The following is a 22,347-nucleotide window of genomic DNA, read 5'->3' on the forward strand; positions in this document are numbered from 1 at the left end:
CTTGGTCATTGAGGCTCGTTTTCTCGAGGTATTGCGAACTCACGGGTACTGCAGGAACCATTGCCGCATGCCGCTGCGCTACGCGCGCGCGGCATCGAAGTCCTTGACGTCCAGCGCCGGGCGACGCCCCGCCAGCCGGTCGGCCAGCAGGCCGGCGCTGCCCATCGCCAGCGTGAAGCCCAGCGCGCCGTGGCCGAGGTTCAGCCACAGGCCAGACACGCGCGATGGCCCGATCAGCGGCAGCCCGTCCGGCGTGGCCGGACGCAGGCCTGCCCACGGCTGCAGCTGCGCCAGCGGCAGGTCCGGCACGATGCCGTCAAACAGGGCGCGCGTTTGCGCCACCAGCGTGCCGACCCGCTCCGGGTCGATGCGGGTGCCGCCGCGCACCAGGTCGGCCATGCCTGCCACCCGCAGTGTATTGCCGATCCGCGCGTAAACGATCTTGTTAGCGAAATCCGTCACGCTGATATGCGGCGCGCGCGCGCCGCTGGCCAGCGGCACGGTGATGCTATAGCCCTTGAGCGGCCACAGCATCGGCCGCACGCCCAGCGGGCGCAGCAGCGGCACGCTGCCGATGCCGCCCGCGACCACGACCACATCGGCCGGCACCTCGCCGGCATCGGTGCGCACGCCGGTCACGCGCCCGCCCTGCTGCATCAGCCCCTGCACCACGGTGCCAAAGCGCAGCGACACGCCTGTGCCGCCGCCGTGTTGCAGCAACCGTGCCAGCGACACGCAGAAGCGGTGGCAGTCGCCCACCTCCTCGCTCGGCGTGTAGATGGCGCCGGCGATCTCGTCGCGGATGCCGGCCAGCGCAGGCTCCAGCGCAACGCAGGCATCGCGGTCCAGTGCCTGCTGCTCGCAGCCCAGGCTGGCCTGGTAATCCAGCAGCCGGCACGCCGAGGCAAACGCCGCTTCGTCGCGGTGCACCACCAGCTTGCCGCGCCTCGCGAAATCGAAGCCGAAGCCGGTGTCCCCGCGCTCGTGCTGCGCCACGAACGCCTGCAACTGGTCGCGCGAATAGAAGCCCAGGCGCAGCAGCTTGCGTGTGGTGGCCTCGCTGGTGCCGGCATTGCAGGCGCTCATGAAGGCGGCCAGCCAGCGCCATTGCGCGGGATCGGCCACCGGGCGGAAGCGCATCGGCGAATCGCGCCGCAGCAGCCAGCCGGGCACCTTGCCCATCACGCCCGGCCCGGCCAGCGGCGCCACATAGCTGTAGCTGAGCTGCCCGCCATTGGCAAAGCTGGTTTCCTCGCCGGGACCCCGGTGTCGTTCCAGCACCGTCACCTCATGCCCGTCCTGCGCCAGGCGCCACGCCGTTGTCATGCCCACCACTCCGGCGCCCACGATCACTACCCGCATTGACTTCCTTGTTGCATCAAAAGATCGATGCCAGAGGTTAGAACAGCAGGGCCGGCTTGCCCAATGCGAATACGTGCCAGAATATGTCTTCAGGCTATGGATGGCCTGTGCCTATCGCGTTCCAGCCCCCCAAATCCCATGCGCCTGCGCCAGATCGAGGTTTTCCGCGCCGTGATGCTGACCGGCACTGTCAGCGAAGCCGCGCGCCTGCTGCACGTGTCCCAGCCCGTGGTCACGCGCGTGCTGCAGCATGCCGAGGCCTCGCTCGGCTTCCGCCTGTTCGAGCGCGTGCGCGGTCGCCTGCAGCCGACGCCGGAGGCCAACGCCTTGTACGGCGATGTCGAAAGGCTATATGGCGAGATCGAGCGGGTGCGCCGGGTCTCGGAAAGCCTGCGCCACAAGGGCGCCGGGCGCCTGCGCGTGGCGGCCACGCCAAGCCTGGCCAACCCGCTGCTGGTGCCGGCGGTGCGGCGCTTCTGCGCGCGCCACCCCGACACACAGGTGCAGGTGCTGACCCACCATACCGACGAGATCGTCGGTGCGCTGCTGGCCAACCAGATCGACCTGGGTTTTGCCTTCTTGCCGCCGCGCCACGAGGCCATTTCGAGCGAGCCGGTGGCCAGCGGCCGCATGTTGCTGGCGGTGCCGCGCGGCCAGCCGCTGCCCGCCGCGGGGCGCCGCCGCCAAGTGCCGATGCAGCGGCTGATGGACCGCCCCTTCATCGGCTATGACGACAACAGCTCGCTCGGCCTGCTGGTGCGCCAGACGCTGGCGCGGCACGCGCTCGAGCCGCGCTCGACGCTGGAGGTGCAGACCTATTCGCTGGCGCTGGCGCTGGTCGATGCCGGGCTAGGCCTGACGCTGCTGGACCAGTACACCGCGCTCAGCGCCAATCCCGGCCATGTGGCGCTGCATGACGTGGCGCCGGAACTGCCGTTCGAAATCCAGATGCTGCGCGCCAGCCACCGCGCCGGCTCCAGCCTGGCCGACGACCTGCGCGTGCAGTTCGCGCAGGCGGCGCAGGAGCTGGCGGCAACGCTGCCACAGCGGCTGGAAGCGCCGGTGATCAGCCTCGAAGGTTCGCTGCCGGGAGGCGCCAAGGTGCGTACGGCGATACTGGAATGATGGCCGCGCCGGCGCCAATTTGACAGCTTCACAGGCGGTGCACCATCATCAAGCCGCCTGCACTCGCTGGCCGCATGCGCCAGACCGCCTATGTTTGTCCTGACCCTGACCGCTCTTGTCCTGGTCAGCGCCTTCTTCTCCATCTCCGAGATCGCGCTGACCGCCGCACGCCGCACCAAGCTCCAGGTCTTGTCCGAGCGCGGCGATGGCCGCGCCACGCGCGTACTGCTGCTCAAGGAAGAGCCAGGGAATTTCTTCACCATCGTGCAGATCGGCGTCAACAGCGTGGCCATCCTCGCCGGTATCCTCGGCGAGAAGCACGTGTCCGACCTGCTGCTGGAAACGCTGTCGCCCTATATGCAGGTGGCTCACGCGCAGCGCGTGGCCAATATCGGCTCGTTCCTGATCGTGACGCTGCTGTTTATCCAGTTTGCCGACCTGATTCCCAAGCGCATCGCGATGACCTTCCCGGAAGCATGCGCGCTCGCAGTGATCGACCCGATGCTGACGCTGCTGCGCGTGCTCAAGCCGCTGGTGTGGGTCTTCAACGCCGCCGCCGACGCCACGCTGCGGCTGTTGCGCATGCCGACCAAGCCGGTCGACCAGATCACCACCGAGGACATCGCCGCCATGGTCGATGCCGGGGCCGAGGCCGGCGTGCTGCACAAGCATGAGCTGCACCTGATCGAGAATGTGTTCGAACTCGAGTTCAAGGGCATCACCGCGATCATGACGCCGCGCGACGACGTGGTCTGGCTGAGCCTGAACGAGCCCGCCGACAGCGTGCGGCGCAAGCTGGTCAACCAGCCGCATGCGCAATACCCGGTGTGCGGGCATGACCTGGACGACGTGCAGGGCTATATCGATTCCAAGGACATCCTGCAGCTGCTGCTGGCCGACGAAAGCGCCACGGTGATCGGCAACATCGGCCGCCACCACGACAAGAACGTCCTGGTGATCCCCGACACGCTGACCCTGTCCGAGTCGCTCACGCGCTTCCGCGAGATGCACCAGAACTTTGCCGTGGTAATGAACGAGTACGGGCTGGTGGTGGGCATCGTCACGCTCGACGATATCGTCGGCGCGCTGATGGGCGACATCCTCTACTCCAGCGAAGACGAGCAGATCGTGCGACGCGACGACAGCTCGTGGCTGGTCGACGGCCTGACGCCGCTGGTGGATCTGAAGAAGGCGCTGGAACTCGATGCCCTGCCCGGTGAGGACTATGTCGACACCGCTGGCGGATTGGTGATCTACGCGCTCAAGCGCATCCCGAAGAAATCCGAGTCGATTACCGTGGCGGGCTATCGCTTTGAAGTGCTGGACATCGACCACCACAAGATCGACCAGCTGCTGGTATCGCGCCTGCCGTCGCCAGAAGATCCTGCGGTGGGACAGCCGTAGCGAGTCCTGCCTGGCGATAGCGCTCCAGTGTATCCGGCATGCCGAACCACGCCACGTAGCTGAACGCCACCACCACCGCGGCCGCCGCCACCACGCCGAGCCGCCACGGCGCCACCGCGTCCCGCGGCGCCGGCACGTGCAGCGTACGGTAGGCGGTGCCGAGTAACGCGATCCACGCCAGCCCCAGCGCATAGCCCGCGGCCACGTCGGACAGCCAGTGCATGCCCAGGTACAGCCGCGAGACCCCGATCGCCACTACCGCCACCACGGTCAGCGCCAGCACCGGCATGCGCACGCGCCATGGCTGGCGCAGGCACAGCAGGAACGCCAGGAAGCCGTACGTCACCATGCTGCTGGTGGCGTGGCTGCTCGGAAAGGAATACGACTCCAGCCCGCTGTAGATGCTGGCCGGCCGCACCCGCGCCATGCCGAGCTTGAGCGCCATCACGCAGGCGCGCGCGCCAAGCAGCGCCGTGGCCCAGTACAGCGCCGTGACCCACGCGCGCCGCCACCACAGCCACGCGAACACCGCCACGCCGACCGCCACCGAGATGCGCGCACCGCCCAGTTCGGTCACGGCGACCATGGCGATATCGAGCCAGTCGCGGCGCCATGCGCGCAGCTGCGCGAATACCAGCTGGTCGAGATGGACCACTTCGTCGCCCTCGGCGCCCCGGGCCACTTCGGCGGCCAGCCAGAACAGCGCTGCCCCGCAGGCCAGCAGCGCGGCGCCGGCTGCGAGCACCAGCAGCAGCTCGGCGATATCGCGTTCCAGCACGCGCAGCGTCAGCGTGCTCAACCGGCGCGGGCGGTCCTGTGCGGCCACGCGCGTCGACAGGGCACTGGCGCCCCAGACGCGCATGCCGTCGAGCCAGCGCACCAGCGGGCGCAACAGCGCCACCAGCAGCGGCACCAGGCACAGCAGCAACACCGTGGCAAGTGTGAACAGCCCCAGCAACCCAAGCGCCGTCCCGGGTGTCAGCCAGGCATCGCCAACCGCGCCCACGCGCGCAGGCAGCTCAGGCACGCGCATCCTCCGCGCCGCCGATGCGCGCGATATTGGCGCGCGCTGGCGCCTCGCAGTCGGCAAAGGGCGGCGTCAGGAACAGGCGCGGCCGCTGCGCCAGCTCGCCCAGGAAAGCGGCACGCCGGCGCCCGAACTCCGCCAGCAGCGCATCGCCATGCAAGCCGGTGCGCGCGGCCAGCATGCCGCGGTTCTCGGCGAAGACATCGGCGCTGTGGGCATCGAATACGTCAGGAGGTGCGGCCAGCCGGAACAGGTCGAGATCGAGCACGGCGTCCGCGCCATCGATGGTCGGCGTATGCGTGCGAGTGTCGCGCACGATCTGCGCGGCCCGGCCGAGCACCGTGCGGTCCACCTCCGGTGCAACGGTTTCGACCAGGGCCGCCGAAGCCGACTCGTTGTGCTCGCAGCCCGGCACATAGACCGCGTCGTGGCACAGCACCGCCAGCGCCTGCGCCGGATCCAGCGCGATGCCGCGCGCGCGGGCGACCTCGAACATCTCAAGGACATGGCGGCGGCCGTGGTAGTGCCGGTATGGCGTGTCATGCAGCGCCAGCACCTCCAGCACGGTCTTGCGCGGCAGGAAGTCGAGGCAGGCCAGCGCGGCGGGCCAGTCCGGGGCGAAGCGCGGCACCTCTCCCTGCGGCGTCACCACGGGCTCGCTGAACACGTCGGCGCGGCGCACCCAGAGCAAGGCGGGATCGCGCATCGCGCGATAGACAACTGCGGGCGCGAGGTCGGCCTCAAGGCGTCCGATGCCGACCACCGCGTAGGCACCCCCCTTGTGGTGGCGATACGGCATGCCGGCAACCAGGTCGGGGTCGTCGGGCAGTTCGGCGGGGTCGCCGTGGAATTCGGCAGGCGTGGCGGGTGGCATTGTCATCGGTGGCCTCGTTGGCAGTCCGCTGGATCGCCATGATAGTGCACCGCCAGGCGCTGGCAGCGATGAAACCGACCACCGGAAAAACAAAACCGACGCACACTTGCGTGGGCGTCGGCCTGAGTTTTACTACACTGTTGTTGCCTGTCCGGTGGTCGAGACCGGGCAGCTTCTTGTCTGGCGGAGAGGGTGGGATTCGAACCCACGGTACCGTCGCCGGTACGCCTGATTTCGAGTCAGGTACATTCGACCACTCTGCCACCTCTCCGGTAACTGCATTGCCGTGTGGCGAAACCGAGATTATAGCCACACCGTACCGGCCAGTGCAAGAGGCCGACAGCAGATTTTTTACAGCTCCGGTTCCAGGCGAGTGGCGCCGCCCATGTAAGGCTGCAGCGCGGCCGGGACCGTGACCGAGCCGTCGGCGTTCTGGTAGTTCTCGAGGATGGCCACCAGCGTGCGGCCCACGGCAAGGCCCGAGCCGTTCAGCGAGTGCACCAGCTCCGGCTTGCCCTGCCCCGCGCGCATGCGCGCCTGCATGCGGCGCGCCTGGAAGTCGCCCATATTCGAGCACGAGCTGATCTCGCGGTACGTGTTCTGCGCCGGGATCCACACTTCGAGGTCATAGGTCTTGGTGCTGCCGAAGCCCATGTCGCCCGTGCACAGCACGATGGTGCGGAATGGCAGTTCCAGCTTCTTCAGGATCGCCTCGGCGTGGCCGGTCAGCTCTTCCAGCGCGTCGAACGATTGCGCGGCCGGAACAATCTGCACCATCTCGACCTTGTCGAACTGGTGCTGGCGGATCATGCCGCGCGTGTCCTTGCCGTACGAGCCTGCTTCGGAGCGGAAGCACGGCGTATGCGCGACGAAGCGCAGCGGCAGCTTCTCGCCGGCGACGATGGCGTCGCGCACGATATTGGTCAGCGGCACCTCGGCGGTCGGGATCAGGTAGAAGTTCTCGATGCGCTCGCCTTCTTCGCTGCCGACCTTGCGCGGCACCTTGAACAGGTCCTCCTCGAACTTGGGCAGCTGGCCGGTGCCGCGCATCGAGGCGGCGTTGACGATGTACGGCACGTACATCTCGGTATAGCCGTGTTCCTGCGTATGGGTGTCGAGCATCAGCTGCACCAGCGCGCGGTTCAGGCGCGCCAAGCCGCCGCGCAACATCGAAAAGCGCGAGCCGGTCACCTTGACCGCGGTGTCGAAGTCCAGGCCCAGCTTCTCGCCCACGTCGACGTGGTCGCGCACGGCAAAGTCGAACTGGCGCGGCTCGCCGACGCGGCGCACTTCGACGTTCTGCGTCTCGTCATTGCCCACCGGCACGCTTTCGTGCGGCAGGTTGGGGATCGACAGCATCAGCTCCGACAGATGCGCCTGGATCTCGTCGAGCCGCGCGGCCGAGGCCTTGAGCGTGTCGCCGATGCCGCCCACTTCCGCCATCACGGCCGAGGCGTCCTCGCCCTTGCCCTTGAGCATGCCGATCTGCTTGGACAGGCTGTTGCGGCGTGCCTGCAGTTCCTCGGTCTGGGTCTGCAGTTGCTTGCGTTCGGCCTCGAGTGCCTGGAACGCCGCCACGTCGAGTTGGAAGCCGCGCGTGGCAAGGCGTTGCGCCACGGCGTCGATGTCTTTGCGGAACAGCTGGATGTCGAGCATGTTGCTTGAGGTGAAGTGCAGGGCCAGCGACATGCCGGCGGACCCGCCATTTTACTGCACACACGTTAGCAAACAGGCAACCTATTCGCTGGTCTTGCCGCCCTTGCCGGGGTCCTTCGCTTTCGCCGCGCGCTGCTCGCGATGCCAGGCATCGTCCAGTTCACGCAGATGACGCAGCTTCTCGGCGATCTTGCCTTCCAGCCCGCGCGGCACTGGCTGGTACCAGCCCTGCGCCTTCAGGTCGTCCGGAAAGTAATGCTCGCCGGCGGCGTAGGCCTCGGGCTCGTCGTGCGCGTAGCGGTAGGCATGGCCGTAGCCAAGCTCCTTCATCAGCCTTGTCGGCGCATTGCGCAGGTGCACCGGCACCGCCCGCGACTTGTCCTTGCCGACGAAGGCGCGTGCCGCGTTGTACGCGTTGTAGCCGGCATTGGACTTGGGCGCGATGGCCAGGTAGATCAGCGCCTGGCCCAATGCGAGTTCGCCTTCGGGCGAGCCCAGCCGCTCGTAGGTCTCGGCCGCGTCCAGCGTGATGCGCGCGGCACGGGGATCGGCCAGCCCGATGTCTTCCCACGCCATGCGCACGATGCGCCGCGCCAGGTAGCGCGGATCGGCGCCGCCGTCGATCATGCGGCAGAACCAGTACAGCGCGGCATCGGGGTCCGAGCCGCGCACCGACTTGTGCAGCGCGCTGATCTGGTCGTAGAAGGCATCGCCGCCCTTGTCGAAGCGGCGCAGGTTTTCCGACAGCGCGCTGCCCAGCAGTGCGGTATCGATCTGCGCGGCGCCGGCGGTGCGCGCGGCGCGCGCCACGATCTCTATGTTGTTCAGCAGCTTGCGCCCGTCGCCGTCGGCCGAGGCCACGATCAGCGCAAGGGCCTCGTCCTGCCAGCTGATGCCACCCAGTTCTTCGCTGGCGCGCAGGGCCAGCTGGGTCAGTTCGGCATCGTCCAGGCTCTTGAGCACATAGACCGCCGCGCGCGACAGCAACGCGCCGTTGACCTCGAAGGACGGATTCTCGGTGGTCGCGCCGATGAAGGTGAACAGACCGCTCTCGACGTGCGGCAGGAAGGCATCCTGCTGGCTCTTGTTGAAGCGGTGCACCTCGTCGACGAACACCAGCGTGCGCCGCCCGTGCGCGCGGAACTGCTCGGCGCGCTCCACCGCCTCGCGGATGTCCTTGACGCCCGACAGCACCGCCGACAGCGCGATGAACTCGGCGTCAAAGGCATCGGCCATCAGCCGCGCCAGCGTGGTCTTGCCCACGCCGGGCGGGCCCCACAGGATCATCGAATGTGGCTCGCCCGACTCGAACGCCACGCGCAGCGGCTTGCCCGGGCCCAGGAGGTGCTGCTGCCCGATCACCTCGTCGATGGTGCGCGGGCGCAGGCGCTCGGCCAGCGGTTGCCGGGAACGGTCAGGGGTATCGGAGAACAGCGAGTCCGCCACGTCATCAAACCTTGCGATTGCAGAACGCCACAGTGTAGACCATCGGCGTCCTGCGCTCAGGTGCCGGGCCTGCGCGCCGGGCTAGGCGGCAAAGGCGACCACGTCCTCGATCTCGACGCGGATGCCGATGCGCTCGCCCACCGCGTGGTTGTGGTGCGAGGGCACCAGCGCCAGCACCCGGCCGCCGCTGGCCAGCCGCAGCGTGTACAGGATCTCGGCGCCACGGAAGGCCTTGTGCACCACCTCCGCCTGCATCGGGCTGGCGTCGTCGTGGACGATGTCGTCAGGACGCACCAGCACGTCGACGGCGGCATCCGCGGGCAACTGCAGGGGCACGGCCGGGTTCAGCATGCCCAGCTCCACTTCGATCCGCGCATCGCCGCGCAGGTGCCCCGGCATCAGCACCCCCTGGCCGATAAAGCCGGCGACGAAGCGCGTCGCCGGGCGGTGGTACAACTCGTGCGCACTGCCCCACTGCTCGATCACGCCGTCATGCATCACGCCGATTTCGTCGGCCATGGCAAAGGCCTCGTACTGGTCATGCGTGACCAGAATGGCGGTGGTGCCCTGCGCCTTCAGGATCGCGCGCACTTCCAGGCTCAGGCGCTCGCGCAGATCGACATCCAGGTTGGAGAACGGTTCGTCAAGCAGCAACAGCTCGGGCCGCGGCGCCAGTGCGCGCGCCAGCGCCACCCGCTGCTGCTGGCCGCCGGACAGCTCATGCGGATACCTGCGTCCCGAGCCGGCAAGTCCCACCAGCCCCAGCACCTCTTCCACCCGCGCCGCACGCTCGGTACGGCCGGCGCCGGTCAGACCGAAGCCGACGTTGGCCGCCACGTCCAGGTGCGGGAACAGCGCGTAGTCCTGGAACACCATGCCGATGCGGCGCTGCTCCGGCGGCACCAGCGCGTCCGACGACGACACGGTCTGCCCGTCCAGCACGATGCGGCCGTCCTGCAACGGCTCGAAGCCGGCGATGGCGCGCAGCACGGTGGTCTTGCCGCAGCCGCTGGGCCCCAGCAGGCAGGCGATGTTGCCGCGCGCCAGCGCAAACGACAGGCCCTTGACCACCGCGTGCCGGCCGAAGGCATGCCGGATACGGTCGACCTCGATGACGGCAGCGCCGGCGGCGGTCCCGGGGGTGCCGCTGCGCGCAATCGGCCGGGTGCGTGCCTGGGCTCCGGGTAATCGGGAATAGGAATCGGTTCGCATGTGCGCATTATAGGGACGTGGCGCCGTGCCGCGGGACCGTCTCGCGCGCGGCATTGCTAGAATGCGGCAGCCCGCGTGCCGCGCCAGCGTCACTCGTCAGGGCTCGCTCCCATCGAATCCACCGCATGCTCCTTCCCAGCCGCCGCCGCCTTCACCCCCTGACCCTGGCCACGCTAGCGATGGCGCTGCTGATCGCCGTGCCGGTGCTGGTGGTCGCCTCGGCAGTGCTGCTGCCCGCCGGCGAGACCTGGCGCCACCTGATCGACACGGTGCTGGCAGAGTACGTGCTCAACACCATCTGGCTGCTGCTTGGCGTGGCCGCTGGCGTGCTGCTGCTCGGCGTGACCACGGCGTGGCTGGTCTCGACCTACCGCTTCCCCGGCCATGCCATGATGGAATGGGCGCTGGTGCTGCCGATGGCGATGCCGGCCTATGTGATCGCCTACGCTTACACCGATGCGCTGCAGTTCGCCGGGCCGGTGCAAGGGTGGCTGCGCGAACTGACCGGCTGGAAAGCGCGCGACTACTGGTTCCCGGACATCCGCTCGCTGGGCGGCGCCATCGCGCTGTTCTCGCTCGTGCTGTATCCCTACGTCTACCTGACGGCGCGCGCCGCCTTCCTGCAACAGACACAGAACACGATCGAAGCCGCACGCCTGCTCGGCCACGGCACCTGGAGCCGGCTCTGGCGCGTGGTGCTGCCGCTGGCCCGGCCCGGCATCGTCGCCGGCACCGCGCTGGCGATGATGGAAACGCTGGCTGACTTCGGCACCGTGGCGTACTTTGCCATCCCCACGTTTTCCACCGGCATCTACCGCGCGTGGTTCTCGCTCGGCGACAAGAACGCGGCGGCGCAGCTGTCGGCATGCATGCTGCTGTTCGTCGCCGCGATCCTGCTGGTGGAACGCGCCAGCCGCGGCCGCGCGCAGGTCTACGGCAACCAGCGCCGTGCCGCGGCATGGACGCTCGGCGGCACGCGCGGCTGGCTCGCACTGGCGGTGTGCGCCGTGCCGGTGCTGCTGGGCTTTCTGGTGCCGGCACTGATGTTGTGCCGCATGGCCTTCACCGACGGCGATGCCCAGTTCGGTCCGCGTTTTGTCGGGCTGGTGCGCAACAGCTTCCTGCTGGCCAGCGCGACGGCACTGGCGGCCGTGCTGGTGGCGCTGGCAATCGGCTACGCCGGGCGCGCCGCGAACGGCCGGCGCGGCTGGCTGGTGCGCGGGCTGACGCGGCTTTGCGGCATGGGCTATGCGCTGCCGGGCTCGGTCATCGCCGTGGGCGTGCTGGTGCCGGTGGCGCGCTTCGACAACGCGCTGTCGGCGTGGCTGCAGCAGCAGTTCGGGCTGTCGGTCGGCTTGCTGCTGACCGGCGGCATCGCGGCGCTGGTCTATGCGCTGCTGGTGCGTTTCCTGGGCGTGGCGCTGCAGACGGTCAATGCCGGCCTGGGCAAGATCACGCCCAGCATGGACGCCGCCGCGCACAGCCTCGGCCACGGTCCCGGCGCCACACTGCGGCGCGTGCATTTCCCGATGCTGCGTGGCAGCCTGCTGACGGCGGCGCTGATCGTCTTTGTCGATGTGATGAAGGAACTGCCGGCGACTTTCGTGATGCGGCCGTTCAACTTCGATACGCTGGCGGTGCAGGCCTACAACCTCGCTGCCGACGAACGCCTGACCGAAGCCGCGACCGCGTCGCTGGTGATCGTTGCCGTCGGCCTGCTGCCGGTGATCGTGCTGTCGCGCACGATCCGGCGCGAGGCGCAGCGCTGAGCCGCCCGCCGGCCCGTTAAAGTCCCGCCGTGCCGCGCCGATAGCCTTTTATGGCCCGGCGCTCGCCCGGGGACAAGAACAGCGGCACGCCGGGCCCTTCCGCGCCTGCCGCCGGAATGCATGACGGGGGCGTATGCTGCGATACCACATCCTGTTGTTCAAGCTGAACCGGCTGGTCAACCGCAACACGCTGAGCGGCGTGGAAGAAATCTCGCTGGCCGGACAACTGGCCGAGATGATCGAATCCGCCGATACCGCGGCGCGCATCATCGATGACCTTGCCGACCACGCCAATCCGCAGGCGCGCCGCATCGCGCTCAACGCAATCCGCCGCGCTCGCCAGTTCACCTCCCCCGGCCTGCAACCCGCGCTGGTACGCCGCATGGCGGATGCCGAAGCAGCAGTGCGCCATGATGCGGTGTGGATCGTGCAGGAAACGCGCATGGACGGCGCCGAATTGCGCGCGGCGCTGCGCCGGCTGGCGGGCAAGGTGCGGCTGCCATGGGACGCCGAGCGTGCCCGCGCCAATCCCGGCGACACGGCGCTGGCCGCGCAGGTGCGTGCCCGCATGGCGCTGGACAAGCTGCTGGAAAAGAGTGCGGCGGAGCGCAACCAGGCGCTGGCCGCCATGGCGCTGGGAACGGTCGGGAACCAGCCCTATGCGGAAGGCACGGTCGGCCACAAGGGCCTGCTGCACCGCGCGCTGATCCGGCGCCAGGCGGGGCGGCGGCTCGACAGCAGCGTCAAACTGACGTTCCGCAAGGTCGAGCCGGCCGAGGTGAAGGGAAACAAGCGGTTCCTGCTTTGATGTGGAACCTGATGCGGAGCCGGCCGGCCATCCTCGTGCGGGGACGGCCGGCCCTTCTGCGGCTTACTTGAAGCCCGCGCGGTCCAGCAGCTTCTGCGCCTGCGGCTGGTACTTGCCCAGCTCGGCCACGTTGATGCTGTCGGCCTTGAACTCGCCCAGCGAATCGAGCGCCGGATTGCTGACCTTCACGCCCTGCACCACCGGCCATTCGTTGTTGCCGTCGGCAAAGTAGCGCTGCGCCTCGTCGCTGGCCAGGTACTCCAGGAACTTGACCGCTGCTTCCTTGTTCGGCGCGTGCTTCAGCATGCCGCCGCCGGAGATGTTCATGTGCACGCCCTGGCTTTTCTGGTTGGGCCACACCACGCCCAGCTTGTCGGCCACCGCCTTGTCTTCCGGCTTGGTCGATTTCAGCAGGCGCGCGATGTAGTAGGTGTTGGAGATCGCCACGTCGCACTCGCCCGCGGCCACGGCCTTGAGCTGGTCGGTATCGCCGCCCTTGGGTGCGCGCGCCAGGTTGGCTGCCACGCCGCGCGCCCACTGCTCGGTGCGCGCCTCGCCGTCGTGCGCGATCAGGCTGGACACCAGCGACAGGTTGTAGACGTGCCCGCTGGAACGCGTGCACACCTTACCCTTCCACTTGGGATCGGCCAGGTCCTCGTAGGTCGCGATGTCGCCGGCCTTGACCGCGGTCTTGTTGTACGCGATCACGCGGCCGCGCGCCGAGAAGCCGAACCATTCCCCGTTCGGGTCGCGGTAGTTGGCGGGGATGCGCGATTCCAGCACCCTGGACTTGACCGGCGTGAACACGCCAGCCTGCTGGGCACGCCACAGCCGGCCAATATCGACAGTGATGAAGACGTCCGCCGGGCTATTGGCGCCCTCATTGCGGATGCGCTCCAGCAGCGGATCTTCCTGGCCTTCGATCCGGTTGATCTTGATGCCGGTCTGCTTGGTGAAGTTGGCGTACAGGGCCTCGTCCGTCTGGTAGTGCCGGGCGGTATAGAGGTTCAGCACCTTTTCCTGCGCCGCCGCCGCGAGCGGCAGCGTCAGCAGGGCCAGCGCCGCGACACGCGGCAGCAAGGTTCGAATAGTGGTCTTCACGCGGATGGCTCCCCAGCATGATTGGGCAGTCGCCAGCATCCGGGACACCCGGGACTGCCCGGTTATTGGATTCCGGACAGCCAAAAACATTATTGATTCTTGTTCAGCGGGTCAAATTACATTTTTGTCATGTTGGCCGCCCGTTGAGAGCTCAATCCTTGCGCCTCGATACACCAGGTGGACGCGCTTTCACATCACTTCAGCCGCGCCGCACCCACGCGACCTTGCCAGCCTTGATGCCGAGGGTCCGGCGCTGAGGGTTGTAGTCCATCGTGCCGGGAAACTGCTGCCCGTCGCGTTCGCCGAGACGCCACGCGCAGCCTTGCAGCAGGCCGACGGCCTCGGCCTCGCTCTTGCCCACCAGGGTGTCGTCGGCAACCTTGTCGGCGGCACAGCCGGCCGGGGTGCCCCGCGCACCTTGCGGCCCCGGCATTGGTGCGGGCTCGCTGGGCTGCGTCGCGCAACCGGTCGCCAGGGCAACCGTTGCGGCAATCCAGGGAAGCAGCCGGGCATGTGTCGTCATCCGCTTCGCGGTCATTTCGTTCTCCTGTCAAGGATGCGGGTAAGAGCATTCTGTGACACATGACGAACGGCAACATTCAGATTCCGTTGGGGGAACCGGAAACATTTGCCGGATTGCCAGGCGGCGCATTTGCCCAGCGTGGGGTCGCCGCAAGAGCGCCTGGTTCAGCCCTTTGCCCGTTCGGCCAGCGTCTTCATCGCGTCGGCCGGCAACGGGCCGTGACACGTCCGTTCGCCGCCAGACTCGCTGACCACGAGCCAGACCTGTTCGGGCTTGCCCCTGGGGTGCAGCAGCCAGGCGGGGCCGCGCGCGTTGCTGCTGGGCGGCAGGTCTTCCAGCACGCCGGTGCTGGCGGACTGCAGCATGACCGCGCAATCCGACGCGGGCACGCGGGTGGACTTGAGGAACGCTGCGTTGCCGAGCACTTCGGGCAACGCAGTGTCCGGCGCGCGCAGGAAGGATTCGACATCGAACTTGCTGGCACCGCCGCCCGTGCTGGCGCAAGCCGCCAGCGCAAGTGCGCCGGCACCGGCCAGGATCGCTGCGCCGTAACGTCCGCGGGCAGCAACAATGCGAACGGCCATGGCTGAGTTGGCAATCATGGGGGGCCTCATTGCTTCATCACGTCGGCGCCCTTGGGCACCGTGAAGCGGAACGCATCGGCGGCCAGCGGCGGGTTCTTCTGCATGTTCGTGAAGGTCAGCAAGGTGGTGTTGCCGAAGGCGTCGCGCAGCTCCATGGCTTCGAGATTGCCGCCCTTGAAGCCGATGCCGATGCGCTCAAACTGCGTGTCCTTGGCCTTGGGCGTCAATTCCAGCCATTCCACGCCATCGCGGGTCGGGGCGTTCTTGATGGCGAAGTTCTTTTCCAGGTCATTGCTGCCGAACAGGATCGCCGCGGGACTGGAACCCAGCGCGGCGTCGAGCTTGCGCTCGGTGACCTGGTTCAGGTCCTTGTCGTAGATGTAGAGGGTCTGGCCATCGGCCTGCAGCAGTTGCTCGTAGGGCTTGGTATAGCGCCAGCTGAACTTGCCCGGGCGCGAAAAGACGAAGGTGCCGCTGGAGTTGCCGGTCACCTTGACGTTGGCGCCCTGCCCCTTGACCTGGCGCTGCGTGAATTCGCCGCGCGCGCTCTTCACACCGGTGACAAAGCTCTGCAGCTGGTCGGTGGCTGTGGCATGGGCCGGCGCCTGGATGGCAAACATCGCCAGCGCGGCGCAGGCCGACACGAGGATGCGGTTGCGCATGATTCTGGATCCTGGTTGTTATCGAATGCGTTGCCGTAGTGCGGCACCTGCTCCGGCAGCCCGCCGCACGGTCAACGTGTCTGGTTAGAGGCGGCAGCTGGTACAGGATTCCGTGCCGCCCGTGCTACACGGGTAACCGGATATTACGCTGGGCCAATCCGCGGCCAGCCGGGATACCCGCCTGCGCTCTAATCATCATCCCGCGCAGCCGCGCCACCGCCCTGCACCAGGATGTCGCGGTTGCCATTACCCGACATGGCCGACACCAGCCCGGCCTTCTCCATATCTTCCAGCAGACGCGCGGCGCGGTTGTAGCCGATGCGCAGATGGCGCTGCACCAGCGAGATCGATGCGCGCCGGTTCTTCAGCACCACTTCCACGGCCTGGTCATACAGCGGATCCGCCTCGCCGCCGCCACCGCCGATACCGGCGCCGCCGCCAAAGCCATCGCCGCCACCGTCTTCCGCGAGGCCGCCCTCGAGGATGCCTTCGATGTAGTTGGCCTCCCCGCCTTCCTTCAGCTTTTCCACCACGCGGTGGACTTCATCGTCCGAGACAAAGGCGCCATGCACGCGCACCGGCAGGCCCGTGCCCGGCGCCAGGTAGAGCATGTCGCCCATGCCCAGCAGCGTCTCGGCGCCCTGCTGGTCGAGGATGGTGCGCGAGTCGATCTTGCTGCTGACCTGGAAGGCGATGCGGGTCGGCACGTTGGCCTTGATCAGGCCGGTGATCACGTCCACCGACGGGCGCTGCGTGGCCAGCACCAGGTGCAGGCCGGCGGCGCGCGCCTTCTGCGCGATGCGCGCGATCAGCTCTTCCACCTTCTTGCCGACCACCATCATCAGGTCGGCCAGCTCGTCGATGACGATGACGATGGTGGGCAGCTTGTCCAGCGGCTCCGGCGCATCCGGCGTCAGGCTGAACGGGTTCGGGAGCTTCTCTTCCCTGGCCGCAGCCTCGTCGATCTTCTTGTTGTAGCCCGCCAGGTTGCGCACGCCCAGCTTGCTCATCAGCTTGTAGCGCCGCTCCATCTCGCCGACCGCCCAGTTCAGAGCGTTGCCGGCCTGGCGCATGTCGGTCACCACCGGACACAGCAGGTGCGGGATGCCCTCGTAGACGCTCATCTCGAGCATCTTGGGATCGATCAGGATCAGGCGCACGTTGTCCGGCTTGGCCTTGTACAGCAGCGACAGGATCATCGCGTTGATGCCCACCGACTTGCCCGAGCCCGTGGTGCCAGCGACCATGCAGTGCGGCATCTTGGCCAGGTCCGCCACCATCGGCTTGCCGGCGATGTCCTTGCCCAGCGCCATGGTCAGGCTGGAAGCACTCTCGTTGTAGACCTGCGAGCCGAGGATTTCAGACAGCCGCACGGTCTGGCGCTTCGGATTGGGCAGCTCCAGCCCCATGTAGTTCTTGCCGGGAATGGTCTCGACCACGCGGATCGACACCAGCGACAGCGAACGCGCCAGGTCGCGCGCCAGGTTGACCACCTGGCTGCCCTTGACGCCGGTGGCCGGCTCGATCTCGTAGCGCGTGATGACCGGCCCCGGGTAGGCCGCCACCACCTTGACCTCGACGCCGAAGTCCTTGAGCTTCTTCTCGATCAGGCGCGAGGTGAATTCCAGCGTCTCGGCGCTGACCGTTTCCTGGTGCGGCGGGATCGGGTCGAGCAACGACAGCGGCGGCAGGTCCGAGTCCTGGATATCGGCGAACAGCGGCTGCTGCTTCTCGCGCTCCACCCGTTCATGCTTGGGCACCGCCTGGGGGCGCACGATCTGCACGGGCGGCGCCTCTTCGATGCGCACGCGCTGCACCTCGACGGTTTCCTTGCGCTCGACCTTGGCGGCCTCGCCGATGATGCGGTCCTGCTTGCTCTCGCGGCGCGCCTTGAAGCCCAGGAACATGGTTTCGACAAAACCGCCGATATGCTCGGCCACCGACAGCCACGAGAAGTGGAAGAACAGGGACAGACCGATCGCGAACAGCAACAGCAGCAGCAGCGTCGCGCCGGTGAAGCCCAGCGCCACCTGCATCCAGCCGCCCAGCGTGTCGCCCAGCACCCCGCCCGGCGCGCGCGGCAGCGCGGCGCGCAGCGGGTACATGCGGATCGCCTCCAGCCCCATGCTGGACAGCAGCGTCAGCGCGAAGCCGATCCAGCTCACCGCCACGCCCTGGCGATGATCCTCGCGCTCCGGCAGCTCGGCCGTCAGCGTGCGCCAGCCGCGCCAGCAGCGCCGCACCAGCAGCACCGCCCACCAGTAGGCCGAGAAGCCGAAGATAAAGAACAGCACGTCGGCTACCCAGGCGCCGACACGGCCGCCCAGGTTATGGATATCGGCGACCTGGTTCGCATGCGACCAGCCGGGGTCGGTCTTGCTGTAGCTGGCCAGCACGCACAGGAAGCCCAGCGTGACGGCCAGCAGCAGGAACCAGCGCACCTCGCCCAGCAGTTTGCCGATGCGCGATGGCAAGGCTGACGGATCGGTGCGGGTGGTCGTGGTAGCTCGGGCCATGCCTGGATAGGACTCTTAAGGTGATTCCGGATGCGTTTGGCGCCGCCGTCGGCCTGGGTCAGCGTTGACTGACCAGGTGACTGACGGGCATCGTGGCGGCCATTTTAACGTGGGCGGCGGCTATCGCACCCATTGGAATTTGCAACAGTGGGCAAATGCCGCTCCTCTTATAATGTCGCTTTCGAGCAATGCCGGTGGGCATCATGCCGCACCGGCCACAGGAACGCATCATGGCAAAACACGCAAAAGTGCTGATTCTCGGTTCTGGTCCCGCCGGCTATACCGCCGCGGTCTACGCGGCCCGCGCCAACCTGCAGCCGGTGCTGATCACCGGCCTGGCCCAGGGTGGACAGCTGATGACCACCACGGACGTCGAGAACTGGCCGGGCGATGCCAAGGGCGTCCAGGGCCCCGAACTGATGCAGCGCCTGCTGGCGCATGCCGAAGAGTTCAAGACCGAAATCATCTTCGATCACATCCACACCGCCAGGCTGGTGGACGACAACGGCAAGCCGGCCCGCCCCTTCACGCTGATCGGCGACGCCGGCGAGTACACCTGCGACGCCCTCGTCATCGCCACCGGCGCTTCGGCCCAATACCTGGGCCTGCCGTCGGAAGAGTCCTTCATGGGCCGCGGCGTGTCGGCCTGCGCCACCTGCGACGGCTTCTTCTACAAGAACCAGGAAGTCGCCGTGGTCGGCGGCGGCAACACCGCCGTGGAAGAAGCGCTGTACCTGTCGCACATCGCCAGCAAGGTCACCGTGATCCACCGCCGCGACAGCTTCCGCGCGGAGCCGATCCTGGTCGACCGCCTGCTCCAGCGCGAAAAGGAAGGCCGCATTGAAATCCGCTACGACAACGTGCTGGATGAAGTGCTGGGCGACGATTCCGGCGTCACCGGCATCCGCATCCGCAACGCCAAGACCAGCCAGACCGAGGAGCTGAAGCTGGCGGGCGTGTTCATCGCCATTGGCCACAAGCCCAATACCGACCTGTTCGCCGGCCAGCTGGAGATGAAGAACGGCTACCTGGTGACCAAGTCGGGCCTGCAGGGCGACGCCACCGCCACCAGCGTGCCCGGTGTGTTCGCCGCCGGCGATGTGCAGGACCACGTCTACCGCCAGGCGATCACCAGCGCCGGCACCGGCTGCATGGCCGCGCTGGATGCCCAGCGCTATGTCGAAGCCCTGAAGTAATCCCGCCGTCCCGAACCGGCCGCCGCGGCCGGTTCGCCCCCTTCCCGCAGCCGCCGCGGCGGCCCTGCCCCGGTCGATATAATCCCGGCGAGTACCCGGAGATTTTTCATGACGCAAGGCGCCCGCAAACCCGACCGACCGACCCAGCGCTTCGGCCTGAACGACCTGTCCCGCCTGCGCGACAACCTCAAGGCCGATGCCGAGCGGCGCGAAGCTGAACGCCTGGCCGCCGAGCAGGCGGCACAGCGTGCCCGCGAAGAGGCCGACGTGTTCCGTGCCAGCGTGGGCCAGGTCAGCCAGCTGCGCGCCCGCAACCGCGCCCACCACCCCGCCAGCAAGCCCGCGCCCGTGCCGGTGCAATCGCAGCGCAACGACCAGGCGGTGCTGCAAGCCTCGCTGTCCGATGAGTTCGACGTCGAAAGCCTGCTGGAGACCGACGAGACCCTGTCGTTCCGCCGGCCCGGCATCGGCATGGACGTGATCCGCAAGCTGCGCCGCGGCGAATGGGTGCCCCAGGACAAGGTCGACCTGCACGGCCTGCGCAGCGACGAGGCGCGCGAAGCGCTGGCCGAATTCCTGCGCCGCTCGGTGCGCAACGGCGTGCGCTGCGTGCGCGTGATCCACGGCAAGGGCCTGGGCTCGCCCGACAAGCTGCCGGTGCTCAAGGGCAAGGTGCGCAGCTGGCTGGTGCAGAAGGAGGAAGTGCTCGCCTTCGTGCAGGCGCGCGAGGCCGAAGGCGGCGCCGGCGCGCTGATGGTGCTGCTGCGCCAGCCGAAGCCCTGATGCGCCGGGCCTGACAGCGCCGCGGATGCGTCTCCCGCTTGAATTGCTGATGGGGCGCCTGCCCCTGATCCTCCATATCATGGAGGTCATCGGCGTGCTCGCCTTCGCGGTGTCGGGCGTGGTCGACGCGCGCAAGCAGCGGCTCGACGTGGTCGGCACCTTCGTGGTCGCGTTCGCCACGGCCTTTGGCGGGGGCACGCTGCGCGACGTGCTGCTGGACCGGCGCCCGTTCTACTGGGTCGACCATGAAGGCTATGTGCTGCTGATCTTCGCGATGTCGTTCGGCGCGTCGTTCGTGCTGCGCGTGGTCAGCCGCGTGGCGTCGGACCGGGCCTTGATCGTCGCCGACGCGATCGGGCTGGGGCTGTTCTCGGTCACCGGCGCCTCGCTCGCGCTGGTGGCGCAGATGACGCCAACCGTGGCGGTGATGATGGGCATCATCTCGTCGGTGTTCGGCGGCGTGGTGCGCGACGTGCTGTGCAATGAAGTACCGATGATCCTGCGCGACCGCTCGCCCTACGCGACCTGCTCCTTTGTCGGCTGCTGGATCTACATCGGCCTGACCTGGCTGGAAGTGCAGCAGGAGGCGGCGCTGATGACCGGCGCGCTGGCGATCATCGCGATGCGGCTGGTGTCGGTGCGCTACGGCTGGAAGCTGCCGAGCTGAGCCGGCATCCCGCGGGACAAGCCCCAAAACAAAAAAACGCCGCCCGGTTGGGCGGCGTTCTTGCCTTTGCAGCCGGCGGGTCAGACCGCGGCTTCGTCCTGCTCGCCGGTACGAATGCGGATCACGCGTTCGATCTCGGTCACGAAGATCTTGCCGTCGCCGATCTTGCCGGTATGCGCAGCCTTGACGATGGCATCAAGCACAGTGTCAAGCTGGTTCTCGGCCACCACCACCTCGATCTTGATCTTGGGGAGGAAGTCGACGACGTATTCGGCACCGCGGTAGAGCTCGGTATGCCCTTTCTGGCGGCCAAATCCCTTCACCTCGGTCACCGTCAGCCCGGTCACGCCGACGTCAGCCAGGGCTTCACGCACCTCGTCGAGCTTGAACGGTTTGATGATGGCGGTAATCTGCTTCATGACTGGCCCCTGGTTATCGTTTGTTTCACGCGCCTGGCGGCGCACCGCCGCGGACGCGGCGCTCTCCGGCTGGCATTTTACCAGCCATTGGCGCCGTGCAATCCCCGCAATCCCGCGCCCGGCGCGGCCGGAACGTTCGGCATCACGCATCGGGGGCCGGCGCGACGCCGTTCTCGGCTGTGGACAACCCTGTGGACAGCCGCCGGGAAATCCTGTGCAGAGCCTGTGCAAACCCTGTGCACATCACCCGGTCACGCCGTGTTGAGGAAACGGCGCCGGTAATCCGAAGGCGCCACCCCGATCCGGCGCAGGAAGGCACGCCGCAGGTTGTTGGGATCGCCAAAGCCGGCCAGCGCGGCCACGCGCTTGAGCGGATGGCGCGAGCCTTCCAGCAGACGGCGCGCGGCGTCGATGCGCGCGGCCTCGACGAAATCGGCCGGCGTCACCTGGCATTCCTGCCGGAAGACGCGGGCAAAGTTGCGCGTGCTCATGCCGGCACGCGCCGCCAGCGCCTCGACCGAGAGGTCGCCGGCGAGGTTCTCGACCACCCAGCTCTGCACCTCCCGCAGGGCATTGCGCTCGGCCGTCTGCGCCGCGAGGTGGGCACTGAACTGCGACTGCCCGCCCGGCCGCTTGAGGAACATCACCAGTTCGCGCGCCACCCGCAGCGCCACCACGCGCCCGAAATCCTCCTCGACCAGCGCCAGTGCCAGGTCCAGTCCGGCGGTCACGCCGGCGGACGTGTACAGGTTGCCGTCCTTCACGTAGATCCGGTCCGGCTCCACGTGGACGCCCGGGAACATGCGGGCCAGCCGGTCGGTGGTGTTCCAGTGCGTGGTGACGCTGCGGCCCTCGAGCAAGCCGGCATGCGCCAGCACCATCGCCCCGGAACAGACCGACCCGATCCGCCGCACAGTGCGCTCCTTCCGCGCCAGCCAGGCGCGGACGGTTTCGTCCTGCGTCTGCCGCCAGAGCGCGGGGCCGCCCGCGACCAGCAGCGTGTCGATGTCGTCACCCGCCGTCTCCAGCGTCGCGTCCGGCTCGATACGCATGCCGTTGGAGGCAGTGAGCATGCCGGGCGCCGATGCAATGATCTCGAACTGGTAGGCATCCGGCTGTCCGGCCTGGCGCGCGCCTTCGTGGAACACGTCGAGGGGACCGGCGAGATCCAGCATCTGGAAGCCAGGAAAGGCGACGATGGCGATTTTCATGG

At 67.9% G+C, this 22,347-nt stretch carries 20 protein-coding genes and 1 tRNA gene; 7 read left to right on the plus strand and 14 right to left on the minus strand.

Going from position 1 to position 22,347, the window contains the following annotated elements; translation table 11 throughout:
- Positions 1-78 precede the first annotated feature (78 nt).
- Positions 79-1,362: a D-amino acid dehydrogenase gene (locus J8I82_RS20150; protein ID WP_209760526.1), complete on the minus strand. Its 1,284-nt coding sequence runs from the start codon at positions 1,360-1,362 to the stop codon at positions 79-81.
- Positions 1,363-1,500: 138 nt separating this feature from the next.
- Between J8I82_RS20150 and J8I82_RS20155 the strand changes: the two genes are divergently transcribed.
- On the plus strand, positions 1,501-2,487 hold the full coding sequence (locus J8I82_RS20155; RefSeq protein ID WP_209760527.1) for a LysR family transcriptional regulator: 987 nt from the start codon (positions 1,501-1,503) through the stop codon (positions 2,485-2,487).
- A gap of 90 nt (positions 2,488-2,577) precedes the next feature.
- Positions 2,578-3,891 (plus strand): polyamine export protein PaeA, encoded by a 1,314-nt coding sequence (gene paeA, locus J8I82_RS20160; RefSeq protein WP_209760528.1) that lies wholly within the window; start codon positions 2,578-2,580, stop codon positions 3,889-3,891.
- Here paeA and J8I82_RS20165 read toward each other — a convergent pair.
- The 6 genes from J8I82_RS20165 to J8I82_RS20190 form a co-directional block, all read right to left on the minus strand.
- Complete coding sequence (locus tag J8I82_RS20165) at positions 3,779-4,918, minus strand: phosphatase PAP2 family protein (RefSeq protein WP_284183110.1); 1,140 nt, start codon at positions 4,916-4,918, stop codon at positions 3,779-3,781. The genes paeA and J8I82_RS20165 overlap by 113 nt on opposite strands.
- Positions 4,911-5,792, minus strand: coding sequence for a DUF1653 domain-containing protein (locus J8I82_RS20170; RefSeq protein ID WP_431831563.1), 882 nt, complete (start codon positions 5,790-5,792; stop codon positions 4,911-4,913). The genes J8I82_RS20165 and J8I82_RS20170 overlap by 8 nt, the downstream gene beginning before the upstream one ends.
- Positions 5,793-5,973: 181 nt before the next feature.
- A tRNA-Ser gene (locus J8I82_RS20175) sits at positions 5,974-6,063 on the minus strand.
- A gap of 80 nt (positions 6,064-6,143) precedes the next feature.
- Complete coding sequence (serS, locus tag J8I82_RS20180) at positions 6,144-7,448, minus strand: serine--tRNA ligase (RefSeq protein ID WP_209760595.1); 1,305 nt, start codon at positions 7,446-7,448, stop codon at positions 6,144-6,146.
- A gap of 81 nt (positions 7,449-7,529) precedes the next feature.
- The gene (locus J8I82_RS20185; protein WP_209760531.1) at positions 7,530-8,894 is read right to left on the minus strand and encodes a replication-associated recombination protein A; all 1,365 of its coding nucleotides are present in this window, start codon (positions 8,892-8,894) and stop codon (positions 7,530-7,532) included.
- Positions 8,895-8,975: 81 nt separating this feature from the next.
- The gene (locus tag J8I82_RS20190) at positions 8,976-10,106 is read right to left on the minus strand and encodes an ABC transporter ATP-binding protein (protein WP_209760532.1); all 1,131 of its coding nucleotides are present in this window, start codon (positions 10,104-10,106) and stop codon (positions 8,976-8,978) included.
- A gap of 125 nt (positions 10,107-10,231) precedes the next feature.
- Between J8I82_RS20190 and J8I82_RS20195 the strand changes: the two genes are divergently transcribed.
- Positions 10,232-11,875 carry an ABC transporter permease gene (locus tag J8I82_RS20195; RefSeq protein WP_209760533.1) on the plus strand — a complete coding sequence of 548 codons (1,644 nt, stop codon included), beginning with the start codon at positions 10,232-10,234 and terminating at the stop codon, positions 11,873-11,875.
- Between the two features lie 133 nt (positions 11,876-12,008).
- Positions 12,009-12,683, plus strand: a complete 675-nt coding sequence (locus J8I82_RS20200) for a hypothetical protein (protein WP_209760534.1) — start codon at positions 12,009-12,011, stop codon at positions 12,681-12,683.
- A gap of 63 nt (positions 12,684-12,746) precedes the next feature.
- Here the strand turns inward: J8I82_RS20200 and J8I82_RS20205 are convergent, their stop codons facing one another.
- From J8I82_RS20205 to J8I82_RS20225, 5 genes are all read right to left on the minus strand, one after another.
- On the minus strand, positions 12,747-13,784 hold the full coding sequence (locus J8I82_RS20205; protein ID WP_209760535.1) for a Fe(3+) ABC transporter substrate-binding protein: 1,038 nt from the start codon (positions 13,782-13,784) through the stop codon (positions 12,747-12,749).
- A gap of 199 nt (positions 13,785-13,983) precedes the next feature.
- Positions 13,984-14,322, minus strand: coding sequence for a hypothetical protein (locus J8I82_RS20210; RefSeq protein WP_209760536.1), 339 nt, complete (start codon positions 14,320-14,322; stop codon positions 13,984-13,986).
- Between the two features lie 149 nt (positions 14,323-14,471).
- Complete coding sequence (locus J8I82_RS20215) at positions 14,472-14,891, minus strand: hypothetical protein (RefSeq protein ID WP_209760596.1); 420 nt, start codon at positions 14,889-14,891, stop codon at positions 14,472-14,474.
- Between the two features lie 26 nt (positions 14,892-14,917).
- On the minus strand, positions 14,918-15,553 hold the full coding sequence (gene lolA, locus J8I82_RS20220; protein WP_209760537.1) for an outer membrane lipoprotein chaperone LolA: 636 nt from the start codon (positions 15,551-15,553) through the stop codon (positions 14,918-14,920).
- 188 nt (positions 15,554-15,741) lie between these two features.
- Positions 15,742-18,069, minus strand: coding sequence for a DNA translocase FtsK (locus tag J8I82_RS20225; protein WP_209760538.1), 2,328 nt, complete (start codon positions 18,067-18,069; stop codon positions 15,742-15,744).
- Between the two features lie 230 nt (positions 18,070-18,299).
- Between J8I82_RS20225 and trxB the strand changes: the two genes are divergently transcribed.
- The 3 genes from trxB (at position 18,300) to J8I82_RS20240 (ending at position 20,715) form a co-directional block, all read left to right on the plus strand.
- Entirely contained in the window at positions 18,300-19,265 is a 966-nt protein-coding gene (gene trxB / locus J8I82_RS20230; RefSeq protein WP_209760539.1) for a thioredoxin-disulfide reductase, read from the plus strand.
- A 108-nt stretch (positions 19,266-19,373) separates the two neighbouring features.
- The gene (locus tag J8I82_RS20235; RefSeq protein WP_209760540.1) at positions 19,374-20,048 is read left to right on the plus strand and encodes a Smr/MutS family protein; all 675 of its coding nucleotides are present in this window, start codon (positions 19,374-19,376) and stop codon (positions 20,046-20,048) included.
- A 25-nt stretch (positions 20,049-20,073) separates the two neighbouring features.
- Positions 20,074-20,715 (plus strand): trimeric intracellular cation channel family protein, encoded by a 642-nt coding sequence (locus tag J8I82_RS20240; protein ID WP_209760541.1) that lies wholly within the window; start codon positions 20,074-20,076, stop codon positions 20,713-20,715.
- An 80-nt stretch (positions 20,716-20,795) separates the two neighbouring features.
- Here the strand turns inward: J8I82_RS20240 and glnK are convergent, their stop codons facing one another.
- Complete coding sequence (gene glnK, locus J8I82_RS20245) at positions 20,796-21,134, minus strand: P-II family nitrogen regulator (protein WP_006162803.1); 339 nt, start codon at positions 21,132-21,134, stop codon at positions 20,796-20,798.
- 251 nt (positions 21,135-21,385) lie between these two features.
- Positions 21,386-22,345 (minus strand): GlxA family transcriptional regulator, encoded by a 960-nt coding sequence (locus tag J8I82_RS20250; protein WP_209760542.1) that lies wholly within the window; start codon positions 22,343-22,345, stop codon positions 21,386-21,388.
- Positions 22,346-22,347 lie beyond the last annotated feature (2 nt).

Source organism: Cupriavidus consociatus (genome assembly GCF_017814975.1).
GTDB classification, from domain to species: domain Bacteria; phylum Pseudomonadota; class Gammaproteobacteria; order Burkholderiales; family Burkholderiaceae; genus Cupriavidus; species Cupriavidus consociatus.

Excerpts from the sequence above, each read along its gene's own strand:
- paeA (WP_209760528.1), top strand. The coding sequence starts at position 2,578 with ATGTTTGTCCTGACCCTGACCGCTCTTGTCCTGGTCAGCGCCTTCTTC.
- J8I82_RS20250 (WP_209760542.1), bottom strand. The coding sequence starts at position 22,345 with ATGAAAATCGCCATCGTCGCCTTTCCTGGCTTCCAGATGCTGGATCTC.
- J8I82_RS20215 (WP_209760596.1), bottom strand. The coding sequence starts at position 14,891 with ATGGCCGTTCGCATTGTTGCTGCCCGCGGACGTTACGGCGCAGCGATC.
- J8I82_RS20200 (WP_209760534.1), top strand. The coding sequence starts at position 12,009 with ATGCTGCGATACCACATCCTGTTGTTCAAGCTGAACCGGCTGGTCAAC.
- J8I82_RS20240 (WP_209760541.1), top strand. The coding sequence starts at position 20,074 with ATGCGTCTCCCGCTTGAATTGCTGATGGGGCGCCTGCCCCTGATCCTC.
- J8I82_RS20210 (WP_209760536.1), bottom strand. The coding sequence starts at position 14,322 with ATGACCGCGAAGCGGATGACGACACATGCCCGGCTGCTTCCCTGGATT.
- J8I82_RS20170 (WP_431831563.1), bottom strand. The coding sequence starts at position 5,792 with ATGCCACCCGCCACGCCTGCCGAATTCCACGGCGACCCCGCCGAACTG.
- glnK (WP_006162803.1), bottom strand. The coding sequence starts at position 21,134 with ATGAAGCAGATTACCGCCATCATCAAACCGTTCAAGCTCGACGAGGTG.
- J8I82_RS20155 (WP_209760527.1), top strand. The coding sequence starts at position 1,501 with ATGCGCCTGCGCCAGATCGAGGTTTTCCGCGCCGTGATGCTGACCGGC.
- J8I82_RS20190 (WP_209760532.1), bottom strand. The coding sequence starts at position 10,106 with ATGCGAACCGATTCCTATTCCCGATTACCCGGAGCCCAGGCACGCACC.
- trxB (WP_209760539.1), top strand. The coding sequence starts at position 18,300 with ATGGCAAAACACGCAAAAGTGCTGATTCTCGGTTCTGGTCCCGCCGGC.
- J8I82_RS20150 (WP_209760526.1), bottom strand. The coding sequence starts at position 1,362 with ATGCGGGTAGTGATCGTGGGCGCCGGAGTGGTGGGCATGACAACGGCG.
- J8I82_RS20225 (WP_209760538.1), bottom strand. The coding sequence starts at position 18,069 with ATGGCCCGAGCTACCACGACCACCCGCACCGATCCGTCAGCCTTGCCA.
- serS (WP_209760595.1), bottom strand. The coding sequence starts at position 7,448 with ATGCTCGACATCCAGCTGTTCCGCAAAGACATCGACGCCGTGGCGCAA.
- lolA (WP_209760537.1), bottom strand. The coding sequence starts at position 15,553 with ATGCGCAACCGCATCCTCGTGTCGGCCTGCGCCGCGCTGGCGATGTTT.
- J8I82_RS20235 (WP_209760540.1), top strand. The coding sequence starts at position 19,374 with ATGACGCAAGGCGCCCGCAAACCCGACCGACCGACCCAGCGCTTCGGC.
- J8I82_RS20195 (WP_209760533.1), top strand. The coding sequence starts at position 10,232 with ATGCTCCTTCCCAGCCGCCGCCGCCTTCACCCCCTGACCCTGGCCACG.